At 63.3% G+C, this 18,832-nt stretch carries 18 protein-coding genes and 1 pseudogene; 12 read left to right on the top strand and 7 right to left on the bottom strand.

Annotation, left to right across the window (positions count from 1 at the left end; translation table 11 throughout):
• Window positions 1–665 precede the first annotated feature (665 nt).
• The 7 genes from X743_RS148945 to X743_RS148975 all read left to right on the top strand — a co-directional run bounded on the left by X743_RS148945 (window position 666) and on the right by X743_RS148975 (window position 4,802).
• Window positions 666–995, top strand: coding sequence for a DUF736 domain-containing protein (locus X743_RS148945; protein ID WP_023767066.1), 330 nt, complete (start codon window positions 666–668; stop codon window positions 993–995).
• A gap of 285 nt (window positions 996–1,280) precedes the next feature.
• Window positions 1,281–1,562 carry a helix-turn-helix domain-containing protein gene (locus tag X743_RS148950; protein ID WP_023767064.1) on the top strand — a complete coding sequence of 94 codons (282 nt, stop codon included), beginning with the start codon at window positions 1,281–1,283 and terminating at the stop codon, window positions 1,560–1,562.
• Between the two features lie 17 nt (window positions 1,563–1,579).
• The gene (locus tag X743_RS148955) at window positions 1,580–2,635 is read left to right on the top strand and encodes a replication initiator protein A (protein WP_023767063.1); all 1,056 of its coding nucleotides are present in this window, start codon (window positions 1,580–1,582) and stop codon (window positions 2,633–2,635) included.
• Window positions 2,632–3,123: a DUF2840 domain-containing protein gene (locus tag X743_RS148960; RefSeq protein ID WP_023767062.1), complete on the top strand. Its 492-nt coding sequence runs from the start codon at window positions 2,632–2,634 to the stop codon at window positions 3,121–3,123. The genes X743_RS148955 and X743_RS148960 overlap by 4 nt, the downstream gene beginning before the upstream one ends.
• Window positions 3,120–3,665, top strand: coding sequence for a S26 family signal peptidase (locus X743_RS148965; protein ID WP_023767061.1), 546 nt, complete (start codon window positions 3,120–3,122; stop codon window positions 3,663–3,665). Before X743_RS148960 ends, X743_RS148965 begins: the two co-directional genes overlap by 4 nt.
• Before the next feature lie 34 nt (window positions 3,666–3,699).
• Window positions 3,700–4,029, top strand: coding sequence for a DUF736 family protein (locus tag X743_RS148970; protein WP_023767060.1), 330 nt, complete (start codon window positions 3,700–3,702; stop codon window positions 4,027–4,029).
• A 95-nt stretch (window positions 4,030–4,124) separates the two neighbouring features.
• Entirely contained in the window at window positions 4,125–4,802 is a 678-nt protein-coding gene (locus tag X743_RS148975; RefSeq protein ID WP_348625904.1) for a lytic transglycosylase domain-containing protein, read from the top strand.
• 113 nt (window positions 4,803–4,915) lie between these two features.
• On the opposite strand, the gene X743_RS148980 is transcribed toward X743_RS148975, so the two are convergent.
• The 3 genes from X743_RS148980 to X743_RS1000000173490 form a co-directional block, all read right to left on the bottom strand.
• Window positions 4,916–6,445: an IS66 family transposase gene (locus X743_RS148980; RefSeq protein WP_023767058.1), complete on the bottom strand. Its 1,530-nt coding sequence runs from the start codon at window positions 6,443–6,445 to the stop codon at window positions 4,916–4,918.
• 72 nt (window positions 6,446–6,517) lie between these two features.
• A complete protein-coding gene (gene tnpB / locus X743_RS148985) occupies window positions 6,518–6,871 on the bottom strand; it encodes an IS66 family insertion sequence element accessory protein TnpB (protein ID WP_023767057.1) in 354 nt (117 codons plus the stop codon).
• Window positions 6,868–7,773, bottom strand: coding sequence for a transposase (locus tag X743_RS1000000173490; protein WP_023767056.1), 906 nt, complete (start codon window positions 7,771–7,773; stop codon window positions 6,868–6,870). Before X743_RS1000000173490 ends, tnpB begins: the two co-directional genes overlap by 4 nt.
• A gap of 256 nt (window positions 7,774–8,029) precedes the next feature.
• Between X743_RS1000000173490 and X743_RS148990 the strand changes: the two genes are divergently transcribed.
• Genes X743_RS148990 through X743_RS149000 form a run of 3 tightly spaced genes read left to right on the top strand, consistent with a single transcriptional unit; the run spans window position 8,030 to window position 12,230 of the window.
• Window positions 8,030–9,769, top strand: coding sequence for a VirD2 family relaxase/mobilization nuclease (locus tag X743_RS148990; RefSeq protein ID WP_023767055.1), 1,740 nt, complete (start codon window positions 8,030–8,032; stop codon window positions 9,767–9,769).
• A 23-nt stretch (window positions 9,770–9,792) separates the two neighbouring features.
• Window positions 9,793–11,781 (top strand): conjugal transfer protein TraG, encoded by a 1,989-nt coding sequence (locus X743_RS148995; protein ID WP_023767054.1) that lies wholly within the window; start codon window positions 9,793–9,795, stop codon window positions 11,779–11,781.
• Window positions 11,782–11,786: 5 nt separating this feature from the next.
• Window positions 11,787–12,230 carry a hypothetical protein gene (locus tag X743_RS149000; RefSeq protein WP_023767053.1) on the top strand — a complete coding sequence of 148 codons (444 nt, stop codon included), beginning with the start codon at window positions 11,787–11,789 and terminating at the stop codon, window positions 12,228–12,230.
• Between the two features lie 178 nt (window positions 12,231–12,408).
• Here X743_RS149000 and X743_RS149005 read toward each other — a convergent pair whose 3' ends face one another.
• Together X743_RS149005 and X743_RS149010 are read right to left on the bottom strand one after the other, a co-directional pair.
• Window positions 12,409–13,734 carry a type II toxin-antitoxin system HipA family toxin gene (locus X743_RS149005; protein ID WP_023767052.1) on the bottom strand — a complete coding sequence of 442 codons (1,326 nt, stop codon included), beginning with the start codon at window positions 13,732–13,734 and terminating at the stop codon, window positions 12,409–12,411.
• The gene (locus tag X743_RS149010; RefSeq protein ID WP_023767051.1) at window positions 13,734–13,988 is read right to left on the bottom strand and encodes a helix-turn-helix domain-containing protein; all 255 of its coding nucleotides are present in this window, start codon (window positions 13,986–13,988) and stop codon (window positions 13,734–13,736) included. The genes X743_RS149005 and X743_RS149010 overlap by 1 nt, the downstream gene beginning before the upstream one ends.
• Before the next feature lie 359 nt (window positions 13,989–14,347).
• Here X743_RS149010 and X743_RS1000000173485 point away from each other — a divergent pair.
• A pseudogene (locus X743_RS1000000173485) lies at window positions 14,348–14,600 on the top strand (type IV secretory system conjugative DNA transfer family protein); the annotation flags it as partial.
• Between the two features lie 72 nt (window positions 14,601–14,672).
• Here the strand turns inward: X743_RS1000000173485 and ehuB are convergent.
• Window positions 14,673–15,545 (bottom strand): ectoine/hydroxyectoine ABC transporter substrate-binding protein EhuB, encoded by an 873-nt coding sequence (ehuB, locus tag X743_RS149020; RefSeq protein WP_023767049.1) that lies wholly within the window; start codon window positions 15,543–15,545, stop codon window positions 14,673–14,675.
• Window positions 15,546–15,795: 250 nt separating this feature from the next.
• Complete coding sequence (locus tag X743_RS149025; RefSeq protein WP_023767048.1) at window positions 15,796–16,263, bottom strand: Lrp/AsnC family transcriptional regulator; 468 nt, start codon at window positions 16,261–16,263, stop codon at window positions 15,796–15,798.
• Between the two features lie 126 nt (window positions 16,264–16,389).
• Between X743_RS149025 and X743_RS149030 the strand changes: the two genes are divergently transcribed.
• Window positions 16,390–18,771 (top strand): transketolase, encoded by a 2,382-nt coding sequence (locus X743_RS149030; protein WP_023767047.1) that lies wholly within the window; start codon window positions 16,390–16,392, stop codon window positions 18,769–18,771.
• Window positions 18,772–18,832 lie beyond the last annotated feature (61 nt).

The following is an 18,832-nucleotide window of genomic DNA, read 5'->3' as shown; positions in this document are numbered from 1 at the left end:
CTATGGGTTTAACAAGGTGACTGCGTGCCGGATACGGGAGCCTCTTCCCGATGCGATCGTCGGGGTGCGTCCGCAGCTTGGATTTTCCAACGGTTGATGGTGCTCCGACAAGCGGGCGATCTTTCAAGCAGCGGCGAAAGCACAGCGCGCGATTGTGCGCCTCGGCGCGCAACGGACGGATCTTCTTCGGAATGCGAATGACCGTTGCCGCCGTGAACACGCCTCAAGCAGACAGTCGGATAGCGGACCCAAACCGGACAGTCGTAGTGTGCCGTCGTCTGCGCTTGGCACAAGGGGGGCGAGGCTTTGATGCGGGTCCAAGCCATTGTAGGCTGACCTCCTGGCGAACCAATCTGCTTTGTCGCCGAGCCACAGATGGGGCAATTTGCCTCGCTTCGTCATTTCGCCGGGCGCACCAACGACCTCTCGAACGGGCTGATCTGGCCGGAGGACGGCTGAAGCCTCAACCGCCTAAGCCGCAACGGCGCGTCGCGCGTTTCTTCCCCTGGGCGGGGCCCATTCCTCGCGGAAACAAGAAACGCGCGCCTGCGCCATCCTCCGCTTTGCTGCGGTCGCAAGCGATGCGGCGGCGGTCGCCTTCGGCCTCACGATCGCCATCGAGGTCGCATGGTGCGGGCTCGGAAACGAAGAAACGGAGACTGAAAATGGCTACCATCGGCACTTTCAAGAAGACCAATGCGAACGAGTTCACCGGCGAGATCGTCACCCTCAGCGTCCAGGCCAAGGGCGTGCGCATCGTCCCCGACAGCCGGGCCAGCGGCGAGAACGCTCCAAGCCACCGCGTGGTGGTCGGCAAGGCCGAAATCGGCGCCGCCTGGTCCAAGCGCTCCAACGAGGGCCGCGACTATCTCGGGCTTAAGCTCGACGATCCGAGCTTCACCGCTCCGATCTACGCCAACCTCTTCGCCGACGACGAGGAAGGCGAGGGCCACAGCCTCATCTGGTCCCGCCCCAACCGCCGCAACGGCGAGTGAACTGGCAGACGCCTCGCCCGGCNGGCGTCTTCTGTCGGTGGCCGCGGAAGCTTTCCGCGCCGCCGGGTGCCATCACCGGCTTCCTTTCACGAGGTGCGCTGCTGATGCGCGATGGCGTGAAGATGGTCGAGCGGGCTGTTCTCAATTGCTGGGCGGCGCACTCCTGAAGGCCTCTTGGCGGTGCGAAATAGCGCCCCTCAATTGCGCACCTGATCACCGTCCCCGTGCTCCTCCATCCTTGCAATCGATCGCCGTTCAATCGCGACGGCCGCAAGGAGACACCTCATGAATACCGACGCCGCGCCATTGCCGCCGCGCTACCTGCGAACTTCGGAAGCAGCGCATTTCCTCAGCCTTTCCGCGCGTACGCTGGAAAAACACCGCACCTACGGCACCGGGCCGGCCTATCGAAAACTCGGCGGCCGCGTCGTCTACGCCGTCGACGACCTTCAGGCCTGGGTCCAGCGCGGCGCCATGATGTCGACATCCGACCCGCATGGCTCGGTGCTGCCCGCCAAGCCTCAAGCCGCCCGCCTGATCGCCTATGCTGGGCGCGAGAAGCGCTGAGCTCGCTGATCTCCCCTATGTCGGCACGACCACGCCAACCGTCGGAACGCGGGCAGCTAGATCTGTTCCACGCGCTGCCCGGTGTCGCCGCGCCACGCGATGCGCAGGATCTCATGGCCTATCCCTTCTTCTCGCTTGCCAAATCCAGGCGCATCGCGCCGATCGACTTTCGCGCCGGCGATGTCGCAATCCGTGTCGAGGCGATGCCCGACCACGGCATGGCGACGATCTGGGATGCCGATATCCTGATCTGGGCCGCGAGCCAGATCGTCAACGCGCGGGATGCCGGATTGCGCACGTCGCGCCTGATGGCCGCGACGCCATACGAAATGCTCACCTTCGTCGGCCGCGGTGTCTCGAAGCGAGACTACCTGCGCCTCAAGGCGGCGCTCGATCGCCTGCAGTCGACAAGCGTCGTCACCTCCATTCGCCAGCCCGCCGAAGGCCGGCGCCATCGCTTCTCATGGATCAACGAATGGCAGGAGCGCTTCGATCGAAACGGCCGCCCGCTTGGCGTCGAATTGATCCTGCCCGATTGGTTCTATCGCGCCGTCATGGATGACGCGCTGATCCTGACAATCGACCGGGCCTATTTCGGCCTGACCGGCGGCCTGGATCGCTGGCTCTATCGGCTGGTACGCAAGCATGGCGGACGCCAGCGCGCGGGCTGGCGTTTCGACATCCGGCATCTGCATCAGAAGTCCGGCAGCCTCTCGCCGCTCAAGCGCTTCGCCTTCGAGCTGCGTGACATCGTGCGCCGCCAACCTTTGCCGGGATATCTGCTGTTCACGGAAGTCGAAGCCAGCGGCCGTGTGCTGCTGGCGTTCGAACCGGCGCCCGCGCCGGTTGACAGGATCGTGCCACCGGGAACCCGAACTATCGTGCCATCGGGAACCGCATCCTCGTGCTTTCGGGAACCGCAATCGGCCTTAAGGTACGGGCCCGCAACGAAAAATCGCGCTCTTAACTTAGAGTCTAACTCTCAATCTAACAGTCTTGCGCGCCAGCCGCGGACTGACGGTTGGGACGAGAAGCGGCGGTGCGTTGGCCGGCGCGAGGGAGACGACACATGACGTCGTCTACCCCATCGACGCCGCGCGGCAACTTCACGACGGTCGAGCTGATCTGGATCGAGAAGCGGATTGAGCATCGCATCCGCTTCGGACGTGCTGCCCACGAGACGATCATCGACAAGCGGCGCCGCGTCGTCGGATTTGCGCCAAGCAGTGTTTTTGCGTTCGTGCGCTGGGCGGCGAATGACTTTGGCACTGTCGTTTCGCGCATCGACATCGTGCGCGCGGTGTTGCCCGCTGAACCTTATCAGACGCTGCCTTACGTCAGGCCAGGCGGCGAGATCCTGCTCAAGATCGCAGGCTGGGACAAGGTTGAGCGGGTTCTTCAACGGATCGATGCGATCGAGGCGATCGGTCTAGATCCGGCCGAAGCCGCACCGGATTATTGGCGTCAGACCCACAACCGTCTGATTGCCGGCGCAACGCCGCGTGCCTATTCGCTCGAGCAGCACCGGGCCTTTCTGTTGCGCAAGCGCGTGACCTCATGAGCCGTGCCGCTTGCATAGCCGCGGCGCTCGCGGCCGTGGTCGCCACGGTCGCTCCGGCTGTCGTCGTGATGCCGCCGCTGCTGCTGTGGAACGCATCGGCCAGCGCGCCGCTTGGGCTCTATGCGATCAGGAAAATGGCTGTGCCGACGGCTGGCGCGCTAGCTGTCATCCGACCGCCAGACAAGGTCGCCCGGTTCGCCGCCAAGCGTGGCTACCTTCCGCTCGGCGTGCCGATGCTGAAGCACATCGAGGGACTTCCTGGGAGCCAAGTCTGCCGTCTCGGTCGCGTCATCACGGTGAATGGGCTTTCGGTGGGTGCCGCACTGGAGCGCGACCGCAAGGGGCGCGCGCTGCCTGAATGGCAGGGCTGCCGCATCATCGCCGCCGCCGAAATCTTCGTCATGAACTGGAAGGTCGCGGACAGTCTCGACGGCCGCTATTTCGGCGCGTTCCCGGCGAGCTCGATCGTCGGAGCCGCGCTGCCGCTTTGGACCGACGAGAGGGGCGATGGCCACTACACCTGGCACGCTCCGGCGAACTGAAATTCAGCCCAGCAACAAGAGAAGGATGTAGTCCATGGCCGAGATCGGCGTCTTCCACGAAACAGAATCGGGTTACTCCGGGCGCGTTCGAACACTGCTTCTGGATGCCGAGCTGGTGCTCGTGCCGACCAGGACGTCCGATGGCAAGACGCCGGATTTTCGCATCCACATCGGCGACGGCAGCGGCCCCGAGGTGGGAGCAGCCTGGAAGGAAACTGGACCGACGGCTGGCGACTATCTGTCGTGCCGGTTGGAAGATCCGCTGTTTGGCCGGCGCTTCCGCGCCGGTCTCTTCAGATCCGACAACGGCTCCTGGTCGCTGCGCTGGATCCGGCCGAAATCGCGGCCGGAGCATGCTCGATGAGCGGGCCATCGGCGCCGGAATGTGTGGACGAGAGCCGCCCCGTCAGTCAGCTGCCTGGTCGGCGTGAAGCACTTTGCCTTATCGGTGGATTGCTGATGGTCTGTCACGCAATGACCGGGGCCTTCGCGCAATCCGCGCCGGCCTCACGCAAATCCGCGGACAATCCCTATGCCGCGCCTATTGCCGAGGCGTCGCATCGCTTCCGCGTTCCCGAGCGCTGGATACGGGCAATCATGCAACTCGAAAGCGCCCGCGACCCGCGCGCCGTATCACGAAAGGGGGCCTTGGGCTTGATGCAGATCATGCCTGCAACCTTTGCCGAGCTGCGCCATCGTCACCAGCTCGGCCGCGACCCCTATGAACCGCGCGACAACATTCTTGCCGGCGCCGCCTATCTTCGCGAGCTCTATGATCGATACGGTTCACCCGGCTTTCTCGCCGCCTACAATGCGGGGCCAGGACGTTACGAAGCCTCCTTGAAGGGCCGTCCGCTGCCGGCTGAGACGCGAGCCTATGTTGCGACGCTCCGCCCTTTCTGGGGCGGCGGTGATGCGGCCGGCGCGCTCACCGCCGGCCATGCCAACGCCGTTAGCTGGAAGGCCGCGCCGCTGTTCATAGTGCCGTCCGGGTCCGTGGCGGCTCCCGGTCTTCCTTCCCGTGAAGACCTGTCCGTCGCTGTCTCGTCGTCACCGTCAGCGCACGAGCTTTTCGCAACCGGCTCGCTGACGCGCGAACTGTTCGCCATGCCCGAAGCCGGAACCCCCGCACAATGACGGCGAATTGTCCAAATCGTGCCCGGGCGTTGTCCTGGACGTCAGGGCGTACGGAAAGGCGAGAGCAGGAGGCAACAAAGGCAACAAGTAAGCGTCCGGTCGTTGCACATCGCTCAGTTCTTGACAGGATTTCCGACTTTCCACACCCAAGGCAAGAGTTCATCGAGCCGGTTTACTGGGTGACCGTCGACCATGCGGATGAGGACATCCCGCAGCCAGGCATACGGTTCGACGTCGTTGAGCTTGCAGGTTTCGATGAGCGAACACAGCACCGCCCAGCGATGACCACCGCCGTCGCTGCCGGCGAAGAGATGGTTCTTGCGGCCGAGCGCGACAGGTCTGATTGCGCGTTCGACCGGGTTGGTGTCGAGCTCGATGCGGCCGTCGTGCAGGAAGCGGGTCAGCCCGTCCCAGCGCGAGAGCGCGTAGCGGGCGGCTTCGGCGAGCGTACTGCGACCTGGCAACAGCGGCAGCTGTGCTTCGAGCCAGACCCGCATGGCGTCGACGATTGGTTTGGAGCGACTGCGCCTGGCTGCAAGCCGATGACCCGGCGATTGGCCGCGAACGTCGGCTTCAACGGCATAGAGTTCGCCGATCCGTCGCAAGGCTTCCACCGCGATCGGAGCGCTGGTCGCCTGCGCCACGTCGTAGAACTTGCGCCGCGTATGGCTCCAGCACGCGGCCAGAACGATATCTCCCTTGCCGGTAAGGCGCTCGAACCCAGCATAGCCATCGACATGCAGAACGCCCTTGAAGTGCTCGAGATGAGAGACGGGACGCTCGGCTTTGCGATCCGGCGCAAACAGGTAGACCGCGGCCGGTGGCTCCGGTCCGCCCCATGGCCTCTGCTCGCGGGCGTAGACCCAAAGCCTTCCAGTCTTGGTGCGGCCGCGGCCTGGATCGAGCACCGGGACCGGTGTGTCATCGGCAAAAAGATGGTTCGAGGCAAAGACGCTCTTCGCCAGCCGTTCATGCAGGGCTTCCAGCCACCAGCAGGCGCCGCCGACCCAGCCGGCAAGGGTGGAACGCGGAAGTTCGACGCCATTGCGGGCGAAGATCTGCGACTGCCGATAGAGCGGCGTGTGATCGCAATATTTGCTGACCAGCACCTGCGACAGCAACGCCGGAGTTGCCAGACCGCCAGCGATCGGCCGCTCCGGCGCCGGCGCCTGCACCACCGTCTCGCAGACCCGGCAGGCATATTTTGGCCGCGTCGTCCTGATCACGCGAAGCTGCGCTGGAACCCAGTCCAGCATCTCGCTCACGCTTTCGCCGATGGCATGCAGCGCGCCGCCGCAGCACGCGCAGATCATGCTGTCGACATCGACCAGAACATCCTCGCGCGGCAGATGATCGGGCAGCGGCTTGCGATGCGACGGCCGGTCGCCCGACGGCTTGCCGACGATCGGACGGCTCTCCTGGATGCGGGCGATGTCAGCGTCGAGTTCTTCCAACGCGAGCGCGAGCTGATCGGGATCGAGGCGCTCCGAGCTGCGGCCGAACTGTGCCCGCTGGAGCTTTTTGATGATCGACTGAAGCCGCTCGATCTCGCCGTCGCGGCTCTCGACCGCAGCCGCCATGTCGCGCACGAGACGTTGAAGAAGTGCTGGATCGGATGGCAGGTTTTGGAGATCGACCAACATGATCGATTCTATCACAAACAGCACAAGAACCCAAGGATTCCGGGCTTCTTCGCGACAATGGAAGTGCCGATTTCAGCCGGCCAGCATCGGTCGCCAGAAGCGTTCCGGCGCGCGCCAGTCGATGCCCTCGATGAGCATCGCGAGCTGTGCCGGCGACAGTGCCACCGAGCCGCCAGGCTCGGCCAGGCGCGGCCACATGAACTGTCCGTGGTCCATGCGCTTGGTGAACAGACACAGTCCCGTTCCGTCCCAAAACAAGATCTTCAGGAGCGAGGCATTCTTGCCGCGGAAGACGAACAGATGGCCCGAGAAGGGATCCTTCTTCAGATGCTCCTGGATCAGCGTGGCGAGCCCATCGAGACCTTTGCGCATGTCGGTGTGACCCAACGCCAGATGCACTTTCACGCCCGCCGGAACGACGATCATGATGCCTTCTCCTTGCCGGCCAACTGCCGCTTGACCGCAGCTGCAGATGCGCCGGCCGGTGCGAACACGCGCCGCCCATCATCCAGTTCGATCGCCACCATGCCGTCCGGCGGTCGCACGAGATCGCGCAACGCTGCTAGCGTAGGCAGCTCATTGTCTGCGCCGTCGGCAAGCACCACCGTTGCTAGTCGCGGCGCCTTGCGGGCGGTCAGGCCGAACTCCTCGCGCCAGCGGAACACCATGCTGGTGGCAATCCCATGGCGGCGGCAAACCTGCGCCACGGCGACGCCGGGCTTCTCCGTCTCCTTCACGATCGCCTGCTTCTGTTCGTCGCTGAAGCGGCGCCGGTTCGAGCGCCCATCCATCGCTTCGGGTGTCAAGCGGTATTGGCGCCGCGCGCAATTAGCAGCGCTGCTTAATAGGGCTCGGGCACTCGGATGAAGAAGCGATCGCCAGTCCATTTCGTCGCCGGATTCTTCCAGGCGATCGCGCCAGATCCGCAGTGCATGTCGCGAAAGTCCGAGCGCGGCGGCGTACTCGGCATGCCCCATGCCGCTCCAGTTCATCGCCTCGACATGCATGCTCCAGAACGCCCGAAGCGCGATCGGACCGCTGTCTGTGCGCTTGCCGTAGCAATAGCGCGGCCGCCTTTGGGGACGCTTCGGGTGCGGCGTCTTGCGCTGGCGTCCGGTCTTCTTCCGACGCAAATTCTGCAGCTTTTCCGCACGCTTGCGCAGGTCTTCGGCGCTCACCAGATGGCGCGTCCACAGCTCGAATGTCCTGACCGAAAGATCACGCTGGCGGCAGAATTCCTGCGCACTGAGATCGCTGCTGAGCCAGCTCGCGACCTGCGACGACCAGTAGGGACTGTTGGCCTTGGCCCAGGAGCGGCGAGGCGCCATCCGAATATCCTCCACAAACCGAAGGAACCCGACATGACGCGAGATTGCACTACTTCAAATATGTGCAGGGACCGGACGGTTACGGCAACAACCGAGGGATGGCAGGATAAAAGAGCGCACGTTGCGCGGCGGTCGGGTGGTTGTTCTTGCTTGGTTTTCTGGCGCGTCCCGCACATTGCCGGCCATCCGCACAATGTGTATGGAGCAGCCCAAATATTGTATTTGTTTTTCTTTTTCCACATTGTGGTGCCGCGCCATGGCTGATGAGCGCGCGTTTCGCATTCGACCCGGGCGCATCCGCTCCACGCGCGCCCAGCAGGCCCGGCCCTTCATCGCGCAGGTGTTGGCCGCGGCGAAAAAGGCCGGCGGCGGTATCTCGCGTTCGGGCCGGATTGTACAGGCAGGCCGCTCCCGCTTTGGTCACGGTCAGCGCGCCAGCATCCAGGCCAACCGCCTCATCACCTCGCGGTCGCGCGGCGCCGTCGTCAAGGCTCGGGTCGTCCGTCACTCCGTGCGCGCCGCTCCCCTTGGCACCCACCTCAACTATCTGCGCCGCGAGGGTGTGAGCCGGGACGGGGAGAAGGGGCAGCTGTTCGGGCCGGGGACGGAGAATGCCGATGGCGCGGCCTTCGCCACGCGCGCCAAGGACGATCGTCACCATTTCCGCTTCATCGTCTCGCCGGACGATGCTCTCGAAATGGCGGACCTCAACGCCTTCACCCGCGATCTGGTGGGGCAGATGGAGAAGGACCTCGACACGCGGCTCGACTGGGTGGCGGTCGATCACTGGAACACCGAGCATCCCCATATTCATCTGATCGTGCGTGGCGTGCGGGACGATGGCCAGGATCTGGTTATCGCGCGTGACTACATCAAGGAAGGCATGCGCGACCGGGCTCGCGATCTGGTTACCCAGGAACTGGGTCCGCGCACAGATCTCGATATCCGCCAATCACTCGAAACCCAGATCCAGTCCGAGCGGTGGACGCAACTCGATCGGCAGTTGCTTCGCGACAGCCGTGACAGCGGGGTCATCGATCTCGCGCCATCTCCTCAAAGGCAACCGGACGAGTATCACGCTCTGAAAATCGGTCGCCTGCGCAAGCTCGAGACCCTTGGTCTTGCCCAACAGGCCGGGCCTGGCCAATGGACAATCGACGAACGGATCGAAGCAACACTGCGCGCGCTTGGCGAGCGCAGCGACATCATCAAGCGCATCCACCGCGCGATCAGTGCGGCCGGCATCGAGCGTGGCTCAGCCAATTATGTCTTGGCGGGGGAGAGCCTGGAGACGCCGGTTATCGGCCGGCTGGTCGATCGTGGGCTCGATGACGAACTGATCGGCACGGCCTATGCCGTGGTCGACGGCGTCGACGGACGCACCCATCACATCAAGCTCTCCGATCTGGAGGCGGCCGGCGACAGCGCGCCGGGATCGATCGTCGAGCTGCGAAAATTCGATGACGCGCGCGGTCAACGCCGGGCCGCGCTCGCCGTGCGCTCCGACCTTGCTGTGGATCAACAAATCACGGCATCGGGGGCGACCTGGCTCGACCGTCAGGCGATCGCGCGAGAGCCTGCCGCCCTGGCCGAAGGTGGCTTCGGCGCCGAGGTCCGCGACGCCCTCGACCGGCGGGCTGAACATCTTGTCAATCAGGGGCTCGCGGAGCGGCAAGGCAGACGCATCACCTTCGCCCGCAACCTGCTCGACACGCTTCGGCGTGCGGAACTGGAGAAGCTTGGCGACTGGCTCGCCGCCGATAACGGAAAACCCTTCAAGCAGGCCGCGAGCGGAGACTATGTCGCTGGTGCTTACAGCCAGCGCCTGGCGCTCGCCTCCGGCCGTTTCGCCATGATCGACGACGGGCTCGGCTTCCAGCTCGTCCCCTGGACGCCCTCGCTCGAGAAGCATCTCGGCCAGCACGTCTCCGGTGTCGCGCGCGGCGATGGCGGCATCGACTGGAGTTTTGGCCGCAAGAAGGGGCTCGGCCTCTGAAAACCAGATGAAAGGCATACGCCATGTCCGCCACGAAAATCCTGTGGGGTCAGATCCTCACCGTCTTCCTGATCGTCCTGGCGACGACCTGGGCGGCGACGCAATGGACCGCATGGAAACTCGGTTTCCAGACCGGGCTCGGTCCGCCCTGGTTCGAGATAGCTGGGTTGCCGATCTACTATCCGCCAGCTCTATTCTGGTGGTGGTATTTCTACGACGCCTACGCCCCGTCTGTCTTCATGAGAGGTGGGCTGATCGCCGTGTCCGGTGGTTTCCTCTCGATCATCGTTGCCATCGGCATGTCGGTGTGGCGGGCGCGCGAAGCCAAGAATGTCCACACCTACGGGTCGGCGCGCTGGGCCGAAAAGCGAGAGGTGGAGGCAGCGGGCCTGATCGATAACGATGGTGTGGTGCTCGGGCGCTATGACCGTCATTATCTGCGCCACGATGGGCCAGAGCATGTGTTGTGCTTTGCCCCGACCCGGTCCGGCAAAGGCGTCGGTCTGGTGGTGCCTTCCCTTCTGACTTGGCCGGGCTCGGCGATCGTCCACGACATCAAGGGCGAGAACTGGCAGCTCACCGCAGGCTTTCGCGCTCTGCACGGTCGCGTGCTGCTTTTCGACCCGACCAACTCCAGATCGTCAGCCTACAATCCGCTTCTGGAAGTCCGCCGTGGCGAATGGGAGGTCCGCGACGTCCAGAACATCGCCGACATTCTCGTCGACCCGGAAGGGAGCCTGGAAAAGCGCAACCATTGGGAAAAGACCAGTCACGCGCTGCTGGTCGGCGCGATCCTCCACGTTCTCTACGCCGAGCAGGACAAGACGCTCGCCGGCGTCGCCGCCTTTCTTTCCGATCCGAAGCGCCCGATAGAATCGACGCTTGCCGCGATGATGAAGACCGCGCACCTGGGTGAAGCCGGCCCGCATCCGGTTATCGCCAGTGCTGCGCGCGAGTTGCTCAACAAATCCGACAACGAACGCTCGGGCGTGCTGTCCACTGCGATGTCCTTCCTCGGTCTCTACCGCGATCCGGTGGTGGCCGGCGTGACACGGCGCTGCGACTGGCGAATTTCCGACATCGTCGGCGGCAAGCAACCGGCAACGCTCTATCTCGTGGTGCCGCCTTCGGACATCAACCGGACCAAACCGCTCATCCGCCTCATCCTCAATCAGATCGGCCGTCGTCTCACCGAGGACCTGAATACCAAGACAAACCGCCACCGGCTGCTTTTGATGCTGGACGAGTTCCCGGCGCTGGGCCGTCTCGACTTCTTCGAGAGCGCGTTGGCTTTCATGGCGGGCTATGGCCTGAAAAGCTTTCTTATCGCGCAGTCGCTGAACCAGATCGAGAAGGCCTACGGTCCCAACAACTCGGTCCTCGACAATTGTCATGTCCGCGTCAGCTTTGCCACAAACGACGAGAGGACTGCCAAGCGGGTCTCGGACGCACTCGGCACGGCAACCGAAATGCGAGCGATGAAGAACTATGCCGGTCACCGGCTCTCGCCATGGCTCGGGCATCTCATGGTGTCGAGGCAAGAGACTGCGCGCCAGTTGCTCACTCCTGGCGAGATCATGCAGCTTCCGCCGAGCGACGAGATCGTCATGGTGGCAGGCGCGCCGCCGATCAGGGCCAAGAAAGCCCGCTACTACGAGGACGCCAGTCTCAAGGAGCGCGTGTTGCCGCCACCAGAACTGGTGCGATCCGCAGAGGCCGAGCCTGACGACTGGAGCCAGTTGCCGATCCTGGCTCACTCTGAGGGGACGCAAGCTTCCGGAACGCTGCAGCGGGGCGACGGCGATCCAACGGGATCGGAGCGCCGCTTGCAGGCAGAGCTCAATCGGGCGCAGGCCGTCGAGAAAGCGGCGCCGATCGAAAACGAATTCGATATGGGACCGGACGACGATGCCGACGACGATGATGCCGTCCGCAATCGGCGCCTGGCGCGCCTTATGCAAGGCGTGGCGCGGCAGGTTTCCCTCGACCCCGATGACGGCATGGAGCTGTAGGCGCCGTGATGGCTCGCAAAAAGAAGGCGCAGATATCCGTTTATCTCGATCAGGCCATCATGACGATGCTTGGCGACTATGCGGCACGGCGCGGTCAATCCCAATCCATGATTGCAGAAGCAGCATTGGCTTCCTTCCTGTCGCCGGACGGCGATGAACGTCGCGAGGCCGCTATCGCCAAACGCCTCGATCAGGTCGATCGACGCCTGGCCAGGCAGGAGCGCGATATCGCCATCGCGGTCGAGACACTGGCGGTCTTCGTCCGCTTTTGGCTGGCGACAACGCCGGCGTTGCCCGAGCCCGCCGCCCAGGCCGCGCGCGCCAAGGCGGCCGAACGCTACGACGCCTTCGTCACCGCCCTGGGCAAGCGCCTGGCGAAGGGACCGAAACTGCGACAGGAGATTTCCGAGGATATCAATCCGATGGACAACAGCGAAAACCCACCCTGACGGATTGCAGGCCAACGGCTGCTCGGAGCGTGATGGCCATGTTCATCATCATGATGGCGATATGCGACGCCTCTGCGGTACGCGATGACATTGTCTGTTGGACCGATGACGACGATGATGATCAGCACGGCAACAGGATGGGCGAGCAAGTCCCGGCAGCGGGTTCGTGGCATCTTGATCAATCGACGGCATCAGCCTTGCTGTCGGCTAGGAGAGCCGCCCTCTTGCCGATAGCTGACTTGACTGCGTCGACCAGCTGCTCGGGAAAGCCGCGGGGCAGCGACATGATCACCTCGTCGGCCTGCTTCTCCACGTTTTCAGCAATGTCATCGAAAATTCTGCGCATGACAGGGCTACCCACACCGGCAATGTCAGCGGTCTGCAGGAAATGGCCTGGCATGATGTCAGGTATCGAATAGTGCCTGTTCTTGCCCACCGACATTGCCAACTTGAATTTTTTGCGCGGAATCTGTCTGGTATCAAGGCTGGGCTGCGCGGTCAGCACGTCGTAAAGGGGCGTCATGCGGAATCGTCCGCCAGGGCTGAGAAAAATGCTGAAATTCTTGGCGTGGCCTTCGGTCGCGCCAATCAGCCAGAACAGGATGCAGGTGCGCAAGAAGGTGGCGATGTCTTCATCAGGCGTATCGCTGCCCTTCAAGAGGTCGATAATCTCTCGCATGCCGGGACCGCCATCCGACTGGTATTTGCGCGTCGGCGGCACCGACAGCGCTTGACAGATATCCTCCTGCGGCAGGCGCAGAAGGCGGCCATCGCGGGCCCACAGCCGGTCGAAGCGTTCTACGATCAGCGTGCGGCGCTCGCCGAAATCAGCGATCTGCGCCTGGGCGGCGGGAACGCCAAACGCTTGTAGCAGCTTAAGGCACAGATACTCATTCTCGACGCTGTTGGAGAGATCGATGCCGTTCGGCAGCCGACCGATCTGCGGCTTCAGGATATGGGTGGTCGCTGCCGTGCCGATCGGTTTGAACCAGCCTCCGTCCTTGCGCAGCAGTGCGGTCTTTTCCTGCGCGCCGGCAATAGAGATGCGAAAGTCCTCATCCTCGCCGAGGCCTAGCGGAGCGGCGGCAAGGTTCGCGATTATTCCGGCGACGTCCTCGTTGCTGACCGGCTTGCCTTCGACACTGCCGGGAGGGCCTGGATCCATGCCATCGGGCAGGAATTGCAACGCGCCGACGCAATCATGGCCGAGCACAGCCAGCATGCTGTAGGCGTCGGTGCCGTCGGCGCCGACGCGTTCGGCAACACGCCTGCGCATGGCGTCATTGTCCGGAAGCAGGTTGTCGAAGACGTTGGTCACCGGCGTGCCGATATGGCGGTCTTCCCGTAGAGGAAGCGAGAGTGAGATCGGGAAGGAGCCGCGCCAGTCCAGCCATTCGCGGGCGTATTGGAAGTCGATGGCGCCCGTCGATTCCCTGCGCAGGACGCCCACCAGGCGCGCGTTCAGGAAGACGTTCAGGGGGATGTGAGCCGGACGCCGTGCCATCAGAACAGATCCTCAATATCAGCAGAGCTGCCTTTGCTGCGCGCGCGCACGACGAGTTCCAGGTCGAGGGCGGAGAGGGCGCTCATCAAGGTGCGGAGTTGCATCGCGGGCTCGCCGGCCTCAAGGCGGGAGACCGTACCCTGGCGCAGGTGGATCTGGTTGCCGAGCGAGCCTTGCGTGAGCCCGGCGTTCTTGCGGGCGCGGCGCAGAATAGCTCCGAGTTGTTTCTCGTTGCGAGCGATCTGGTCTGTCATGTTGGGTCTCCACGCCCGTAATATACGCGGTCGCGTATTAATTTTCAATATACGGAGTCGCGTATAAAATGGAGATATACGCGATCACGTTTATAGCGATCGCGTATGATCCCGACGCATCAGCTGGCAGCGGTCTTGGCGCCCCAGCTGAAACGAGCGGAGACATTTCTGATAGTTTGTTGAAGCACATCTCGCCGCTCAGTTGGCAACCTAACTGGCATCTACACCTGGGATGCGGAACCTTAGATGCCGGACGGCTACGACGAGACGCGTCCTGAAAACAATGTATCCTTGTTCATTCGCGATTCATTGCCCCTCGGCGAGGATCAAGGTTCTTAAGCGATACGAGCGTCTGCTTTCTCGATGTTCGGCGTGGGGAATGGGAGGTTCGCGACGTAAAAAACATCGCCGACATCCTGTTCGATCCCGAAGGCCCGCTTGACAGGCGCAACCATTGGGAAAACACGAGCCACGCGCTGCTGGTCGGTGCGATCCTGCATGTGCTCTACGCCGGACCGGACAAGACCTTGGCGGCGTCGCGGCATTCCTGTCCGATCCGAAGCGCCCGATTCGGCCATGATGACGACGCCGCATCTGGGGGAGGGCGGTCCGCGCCGCGGGCCGCGCGCTAGCGCGGCGCCGCCCGCGCTGGCGATGCCAGCTGGGTTCTGTTGCTGATGGCGTTCAGTTGGCGGCTCCGCACAATTGCGACGTCGTCAATCCCGGCGGCACGTTCTCCGTGGGGCCAAATCCGTACTTCGCCATGATGGTGGCGATCGTGCCATTCGACATGATTTTCGCCAGACCTTGATTGTAGAGGTCGCGCAGATCGCCATCGTCCTTCCTGAACGCGATCGCGATGTAGCTGATCGACTTATCGTCCGTCGTGAACGGGCTGGCGCGCTCCAGATCGGGGCTTTTCTTGCCGGCAAGCAGCCCGATCACCGTCGGGGAAGAGAACAGAGCCGCGTCGGTGCGGCCGGCGCGCAGGGCGGCGATGTTGGTTTCGATGTCGGGGAACTGCAGGATGCGGTCCTCCGGGACACCTTCGGTGATAGCATTCTTGATGACGTTGCTGCCGCGGCCGCCGCCCATGATGGCGTCGGATTTCTTGGCAAGATCCGCGTAGCTGTGGATCGCCTTGGGGTTGCCGGCGAGCACGATCGCTGCGTCGTCCGTCCTCAGGTCGGGAGCACCGAAGGCGACTTGCTGACATCGCTCCGGCGTGATCGACAGGCCCGATGCAACGGCATCGAAACGGCCGGCCATCAGGCCCGGGATCAAGGCGCCGAATTCGGTGACCTCGAAGTCGACCTGCTTGATGCCGAGATCGGCAAAGGCAGCCCTGAGAAGATCCGGATGCCAGCCGAGCAGCTCGCCGGTCCCCTCCTTCTTGTAGCCCCATGGCGAGCGGTTGTGGATGCCGATGACGATCCGCCCTTCCTTCAAGACGCGGTCTTTCGTGGTCTGTGCCGTTGCCGGCAGCACAGATCCAACAAGCGCGGCATAGGCGATGCAGGCCAGGCCAATCACGGCCGATCGGGTTCGAAATTTCATCGGGGGTTCCTCCCATGAGTTTGAGTTGCGCGAAGGCGTCCCGCCTCAGCCGCTCAACGCTACGGTTGGATGCGAGCTTTCGTCAATGTATATATACAAAATATAGACGAAATATTGCGGATGAAGTGGTGAGTGGATCAGGCCTGCCCGTCGAGGAGATACATGCTCTACGTGATTGCGATCGGGTTACGCGGTCCCCCAAGCTCGCTTCCGCCGCTGACGCTTGAACCGATGTCGAACAAGCGGGCGCCTACACAGGCAAGACTTCCGAGCGCTTGACCTGGCCGAGCGCGAAGCTGCTTTCAATCGAAGCGATGTTGTCCAGCCGCGTCAGCTTGTCCTTGATGAACCGCTCGTAAGCCTCCAGGTCGCGCACCACGATGCGCATCAGGTAATCGCGCTGACCTGTCATCAGATAGCAGTCGACAACCTCCGGCCAGCGCAGCACCGCCTGGGAGAAGCGGTCGAGATCGTCCTCGCGTTGCCGTTCAAGCTTGATCGACGCGAAAGCGCTGATCGGCAGGCCGAGCTTCTTCTGGTCGAGGACCACGGTGTAACCTTTGATGACGCCGGCGCTCTCCAGGAGCCTCACACGCCGGGCGCAAGGTGAAGGCGAAAGACCGACGGCTTCAGCGAGGTCGTTCGTCGTCGCCTTTGCGTTCTTCTGCAGCGCGGCGATGATTTTGAGGTCAATTGCATCGAGCGTCGGATTTGGCACGTTTCCCTCGTCTGGGCGTCATTGTTGGCTGAATCAGCCAATATCATTGATAAACTTGCGCAAGAATAGCCACTTTTGAGAGACCTTGGCCGTTATCGTTGAACCGCGATTTCACGGGAGCCGACGATGACGATCCTTTCCGAGCTCGAACGCAAGGTTCTGTGGCTGGCTGTCTGGATGATCCATCATGCCAATCACCTTCGTGGGTCCGAGGACGGCCTCAAGGTCGGCGGCCATCAGGCGTCGTCGGCGTCCGCCTCGACCTTGATGACGGCGCTCTACTTCCAGATCCTCAGGCCTGATGACCGCGTTGCCGTCAAGCCGCATGCCAGCCCGGTCTTCCATGCCATCCAGTATCTGTTCGGCAGGCAGACGCTTAAGCAGCTGCAAAATTTTCGCGGCTATCGCGGCGCGCAGTCCTACCCGTCACGAACCAAGGATGTCGACGATGTCGATTTCTCGACCGGGTCGGTCGGACTGGGCGTGGCGCAGACCCTGTTCTCCTCGCTGGTCCAGGACTATGTCAGGGCAAAAGGCTGGAATGCGGACCAGCCGGAAGGCCGGATGATCGCCCTTCTCGGCGACGCGGAGATGGATGAAGGCAATATCTTCGAGGCTCTTCTCGAAGGCTGGAAGCACGGCCTGCGCAACACCTGGTGGGTCGTCGACTACAACAGGCAGAGCCTGGATGCGGTGGTGCGCGAAGGCCTGTGGCAGCGCTTCGAAGCCATCTTTCGCAACTTCGGCTGGGATGTGGTGATCCTGAAACATGGGACATTGCAACAGGCGGCCTTCGAGGAAGAGGGCGGAGAAAAGCTGCGGTCCTGGATTGATGCATGCCCCAATCAGCTCTATTCCGCGCTCACCTTCCAGGGCGGCGCCGCATGGCGCCGGCGTCTTCTGGACGACCTTGGTGATCAGGGACCGGTCAGCCGCCTGATCGAGAAGCGCAGCGACGAAGACCTTGCCGCCTTGATGGCAAATCTCGGCGGCCATGATCTGGCGAGCATCATCGATGCCTTTGAGGAAGCGCGCGGGCATGATCGTCCGACCTGCTTCATCGCCTATACGATCAAGGGCTTCGGCCTGCCGCTGGCTGGCCATAAAGACAATCACGCCGGATTGATGACGCCGGCGCAAGTCGACGCACTGCGGCAAGGCATGGGTGTCCGCGCCGGGCGTGAATGGGAGAGGTTCGAGGGCCTTGCATATGATGAGGCCGCGATCCGGTCCTATCTGGCGTCGTCGCCTTTCGCGCAGGCAGCCACCCGTCGCCATAAAGCCCCAGCCATACCCGTGCCGGCGCAGATCGCCTGGAGCGCACAGGCCTCGATGTCATCACAGCAGGGCTTCGGCCTTTTGATGCACGAGATCGCCAAGTCAGACAGCGATTTTGCAAAGCGTGTCGTCACCACGTCTCCGGACGTGACCGTCTCGACCAATCTCGGCGCCTGGGTAAACAGGCGGGGTCTGTTCGCGCGCGGCGACCAGGCGGACATTTTTCGTGAAGAACGCATTCCCTCTACCTTCAACTGGACGTTCTCGCCGTCGGGTCAGCATTTCGAACTTGGCATCTCGGAGATGAACCTCTTCACAATGCTGTCGGCGCTGGGTCTGTCGCATTCGCTTCACGGCGAGCGCCTGCTTCCGGTCGGAACGCTCTACGATCCTTTCATCGAGCGTGGCCTCGATGCGCTCAACTATGCCTGCTATCAGGATGCGCGCTTCATCCTGGCGGCGACGCCTTCCGGCGTGACGCTGGCGCCCGAAGGCGGAGCGCATCAGTCGATCGCCACGCCGCTGATCGGCATGGCGCAGGACGGCCTGGCGGCATTCGAGCCGGCCTATGTCGACGAGCTGGCAGTCATCCTGCATTGGGCGTTCGACTACATGCAGCGCTGCGGCGAGGGGGAGCCCGACGACCAGACATGGCTCCGCGATCGCACTGGAGGTTCGGTCTACCTCAGGCTCTCAACGCGATTGGTCGAACAACCGTCTCGCCAGATGGAGGATCCGCTGGCGCGCGACATCGTCGACGGCGCCTACTGGTTGCGCAAGCCCGGGCCGAATGCCGCTGTGGTGATCGCCTATTCGGGAGCTGTCGCGCCGGAGGCGGTGCAGGCATTGGGGCTGATGGCGGGTGACCGGCGCGATGTCGGGCTTCTGGCCGTGACCTCGGCCGATCGGCTGAACGCCGGCTGGTCTGCGGCGGCGCGGGCGCGCCAGTATGGCCATCCGCACGCCACCAGCCATGTCGAGCGCCTGCTGGCTGGCCTCCCGGCCTCATGCGCCATCGTCACGGTGCTGGACGGGCACCCCGCGACGCTCGCCTGGCTGGGATCGGTCCATGGCCACCGCACGCGCGCCCTCGGCGTCGAGCATTTCGGCCAGACCGGCACGATCGCGGATCTCTACCGGCATTACGGGATCGATGCGCAAGGCATCATGGCAGCAGTGCAGTCGGTCTCGGCCGGCCGGCCGCTGCGACACCTCGGCTCCGCCGCCTGACGACCCGCCAGCACCGCCTCGGGGCCGGCGCGTTCGTCATCGGCCGTCAATACCGGAATTC

The sequence above is a fragment of the Mesorhizobium sp. LNHC232B00 genome (genome assembly GCF_000502435.1).
GTDB lineage: Bacteria > Pseudomonadota > Alphaproteobacteria > Rhizobiales > Rhizobiaceae > Mesorhizobium > Mesorhizobium opportunistum.
Note: the sequence above shows the minus strand (reverse complement) of the source record. Positions and strands in the feature narration are given on the sequence as shown.

What these genes read in the sequence shown, in the direction of transcription:
- X743_RS148990 (WP_023767055.1), top strand. Translation starts at nt 8,030, where the DNA reads ATGGCTGATGAGCGCGCGTTTCGCATTCGACCCGGGCGCATCCGCTCC.
- ehuB (WP_023767049.1), bottom strand. Translation starts at nt 15,545, where the DNA reads ATGAAATTTCGAACCCGATCGGCCGTGATTGGCCTGGCCTGCATCGCC.
- X743_RS149010 (WP_023767051.1), bottom strand. Translation starts at nt 13,988, where the DNA reads ATGACAGACCAGATCGCTCGCAACGAGAAACAACTCGGAGCTATTCTG.
- X743_RS148995 (WP_023767054.1), top strand. Translation starts at nt 9,793, where the DNA reads ATGTCCGCCACGAAAATCCTGTGGGGTCAGATCCTCACCGTCTTCCTG.
- tnpB (WP_023767057.1), bottom strand. Translation starts at nt 6,871, where the DNA reads ATGATCGTCGTTCCGGCGGGCGTGAAAGTGCATCTGGCGTTGGGTCAC.
- X743_RS148950 (WP_023767064.1), top strand. Translation starts at nt 1,281, where the DNA reads ATGAATACCGACGCCGCGCCATTGCCGCCGCGCTACCTGCGAACTTCG.
- X743_RS148955 (WP_023767063.1), top strand. Translation starts at nt 1,580, where the DNA reads ATGTCGGCACGACCACGCCAACCGTCGGAACGCGGGCAGCTAGATCTG.
- X743_RS148970 (WP_023767060.1), top strand. Translation starts at nt 3,700, where the DNA reads ATGGCCGAGATCGGCGTCTTCCACGAAACAGAATCGGGTTACTCCGGG.
- X743_RS148965 (WP_023767061.1), top strand. Translation starts at nt 3,120, where the DNA reads ATGAGCCGTGCCGCTTGCATAGCCGCGGCGCTCGCGGCCGTGGTCGCC.
- X743_RS148975 (WP_348625904.1), top strand. Translation starts at nt 4,125, where the DNA reads ATGGTCTGTCACGCAATGACCGGGGCCTTCGCGCAATCCGCGCCGGCC.
- X743_RS148945 (WP_023767066.1), top strand. Translation starts at nt 666, where the DNA reads ATGGCTACCATCGGCACTTTCAAGAAGACCAATGCGAACGAGTTCACC.
- X743_RS149030 (WP_023767047.1), top strand. Translation starts at nt 16,390, where the DNA reads ATGACGATCCTTTCCGAGCTCGAACGCAAGGTTCTGTGGCTGGCTGTC.
- X743_RS148960 (WP_023767062.1), top strand. Translation starts at nt 2,632, where the DNA reads ATGACGTCGTCTACCCCATCGACGCCGCGCGGCAACTTCACGACGGTC.
- X743_RS149005 (WP_023767052.1), bottom strand. Translation starts at nt 13,734, where the DNA reads ATGGCACGGCGTCCGGCTCACATCCCCCTGAACGTCTTCCTGAACGCG.
- X743_RS1000000173490 (WP_023767056.1), bottom strand. Translation starts at nt 7,773, where the DNA reads ATGGCGCCTCGCCGCTCCTGGGCCAAGGCCAACAGTCCCTACTGGTCG.
- X743_RS148980 (WP_023767058.1), bottom strand. Translation starts at nt 6,445, where the DNA reads ATGTTGGTCGATCTCCAAAACCTGCCATCCGATCCAGCACTTCTTCAA.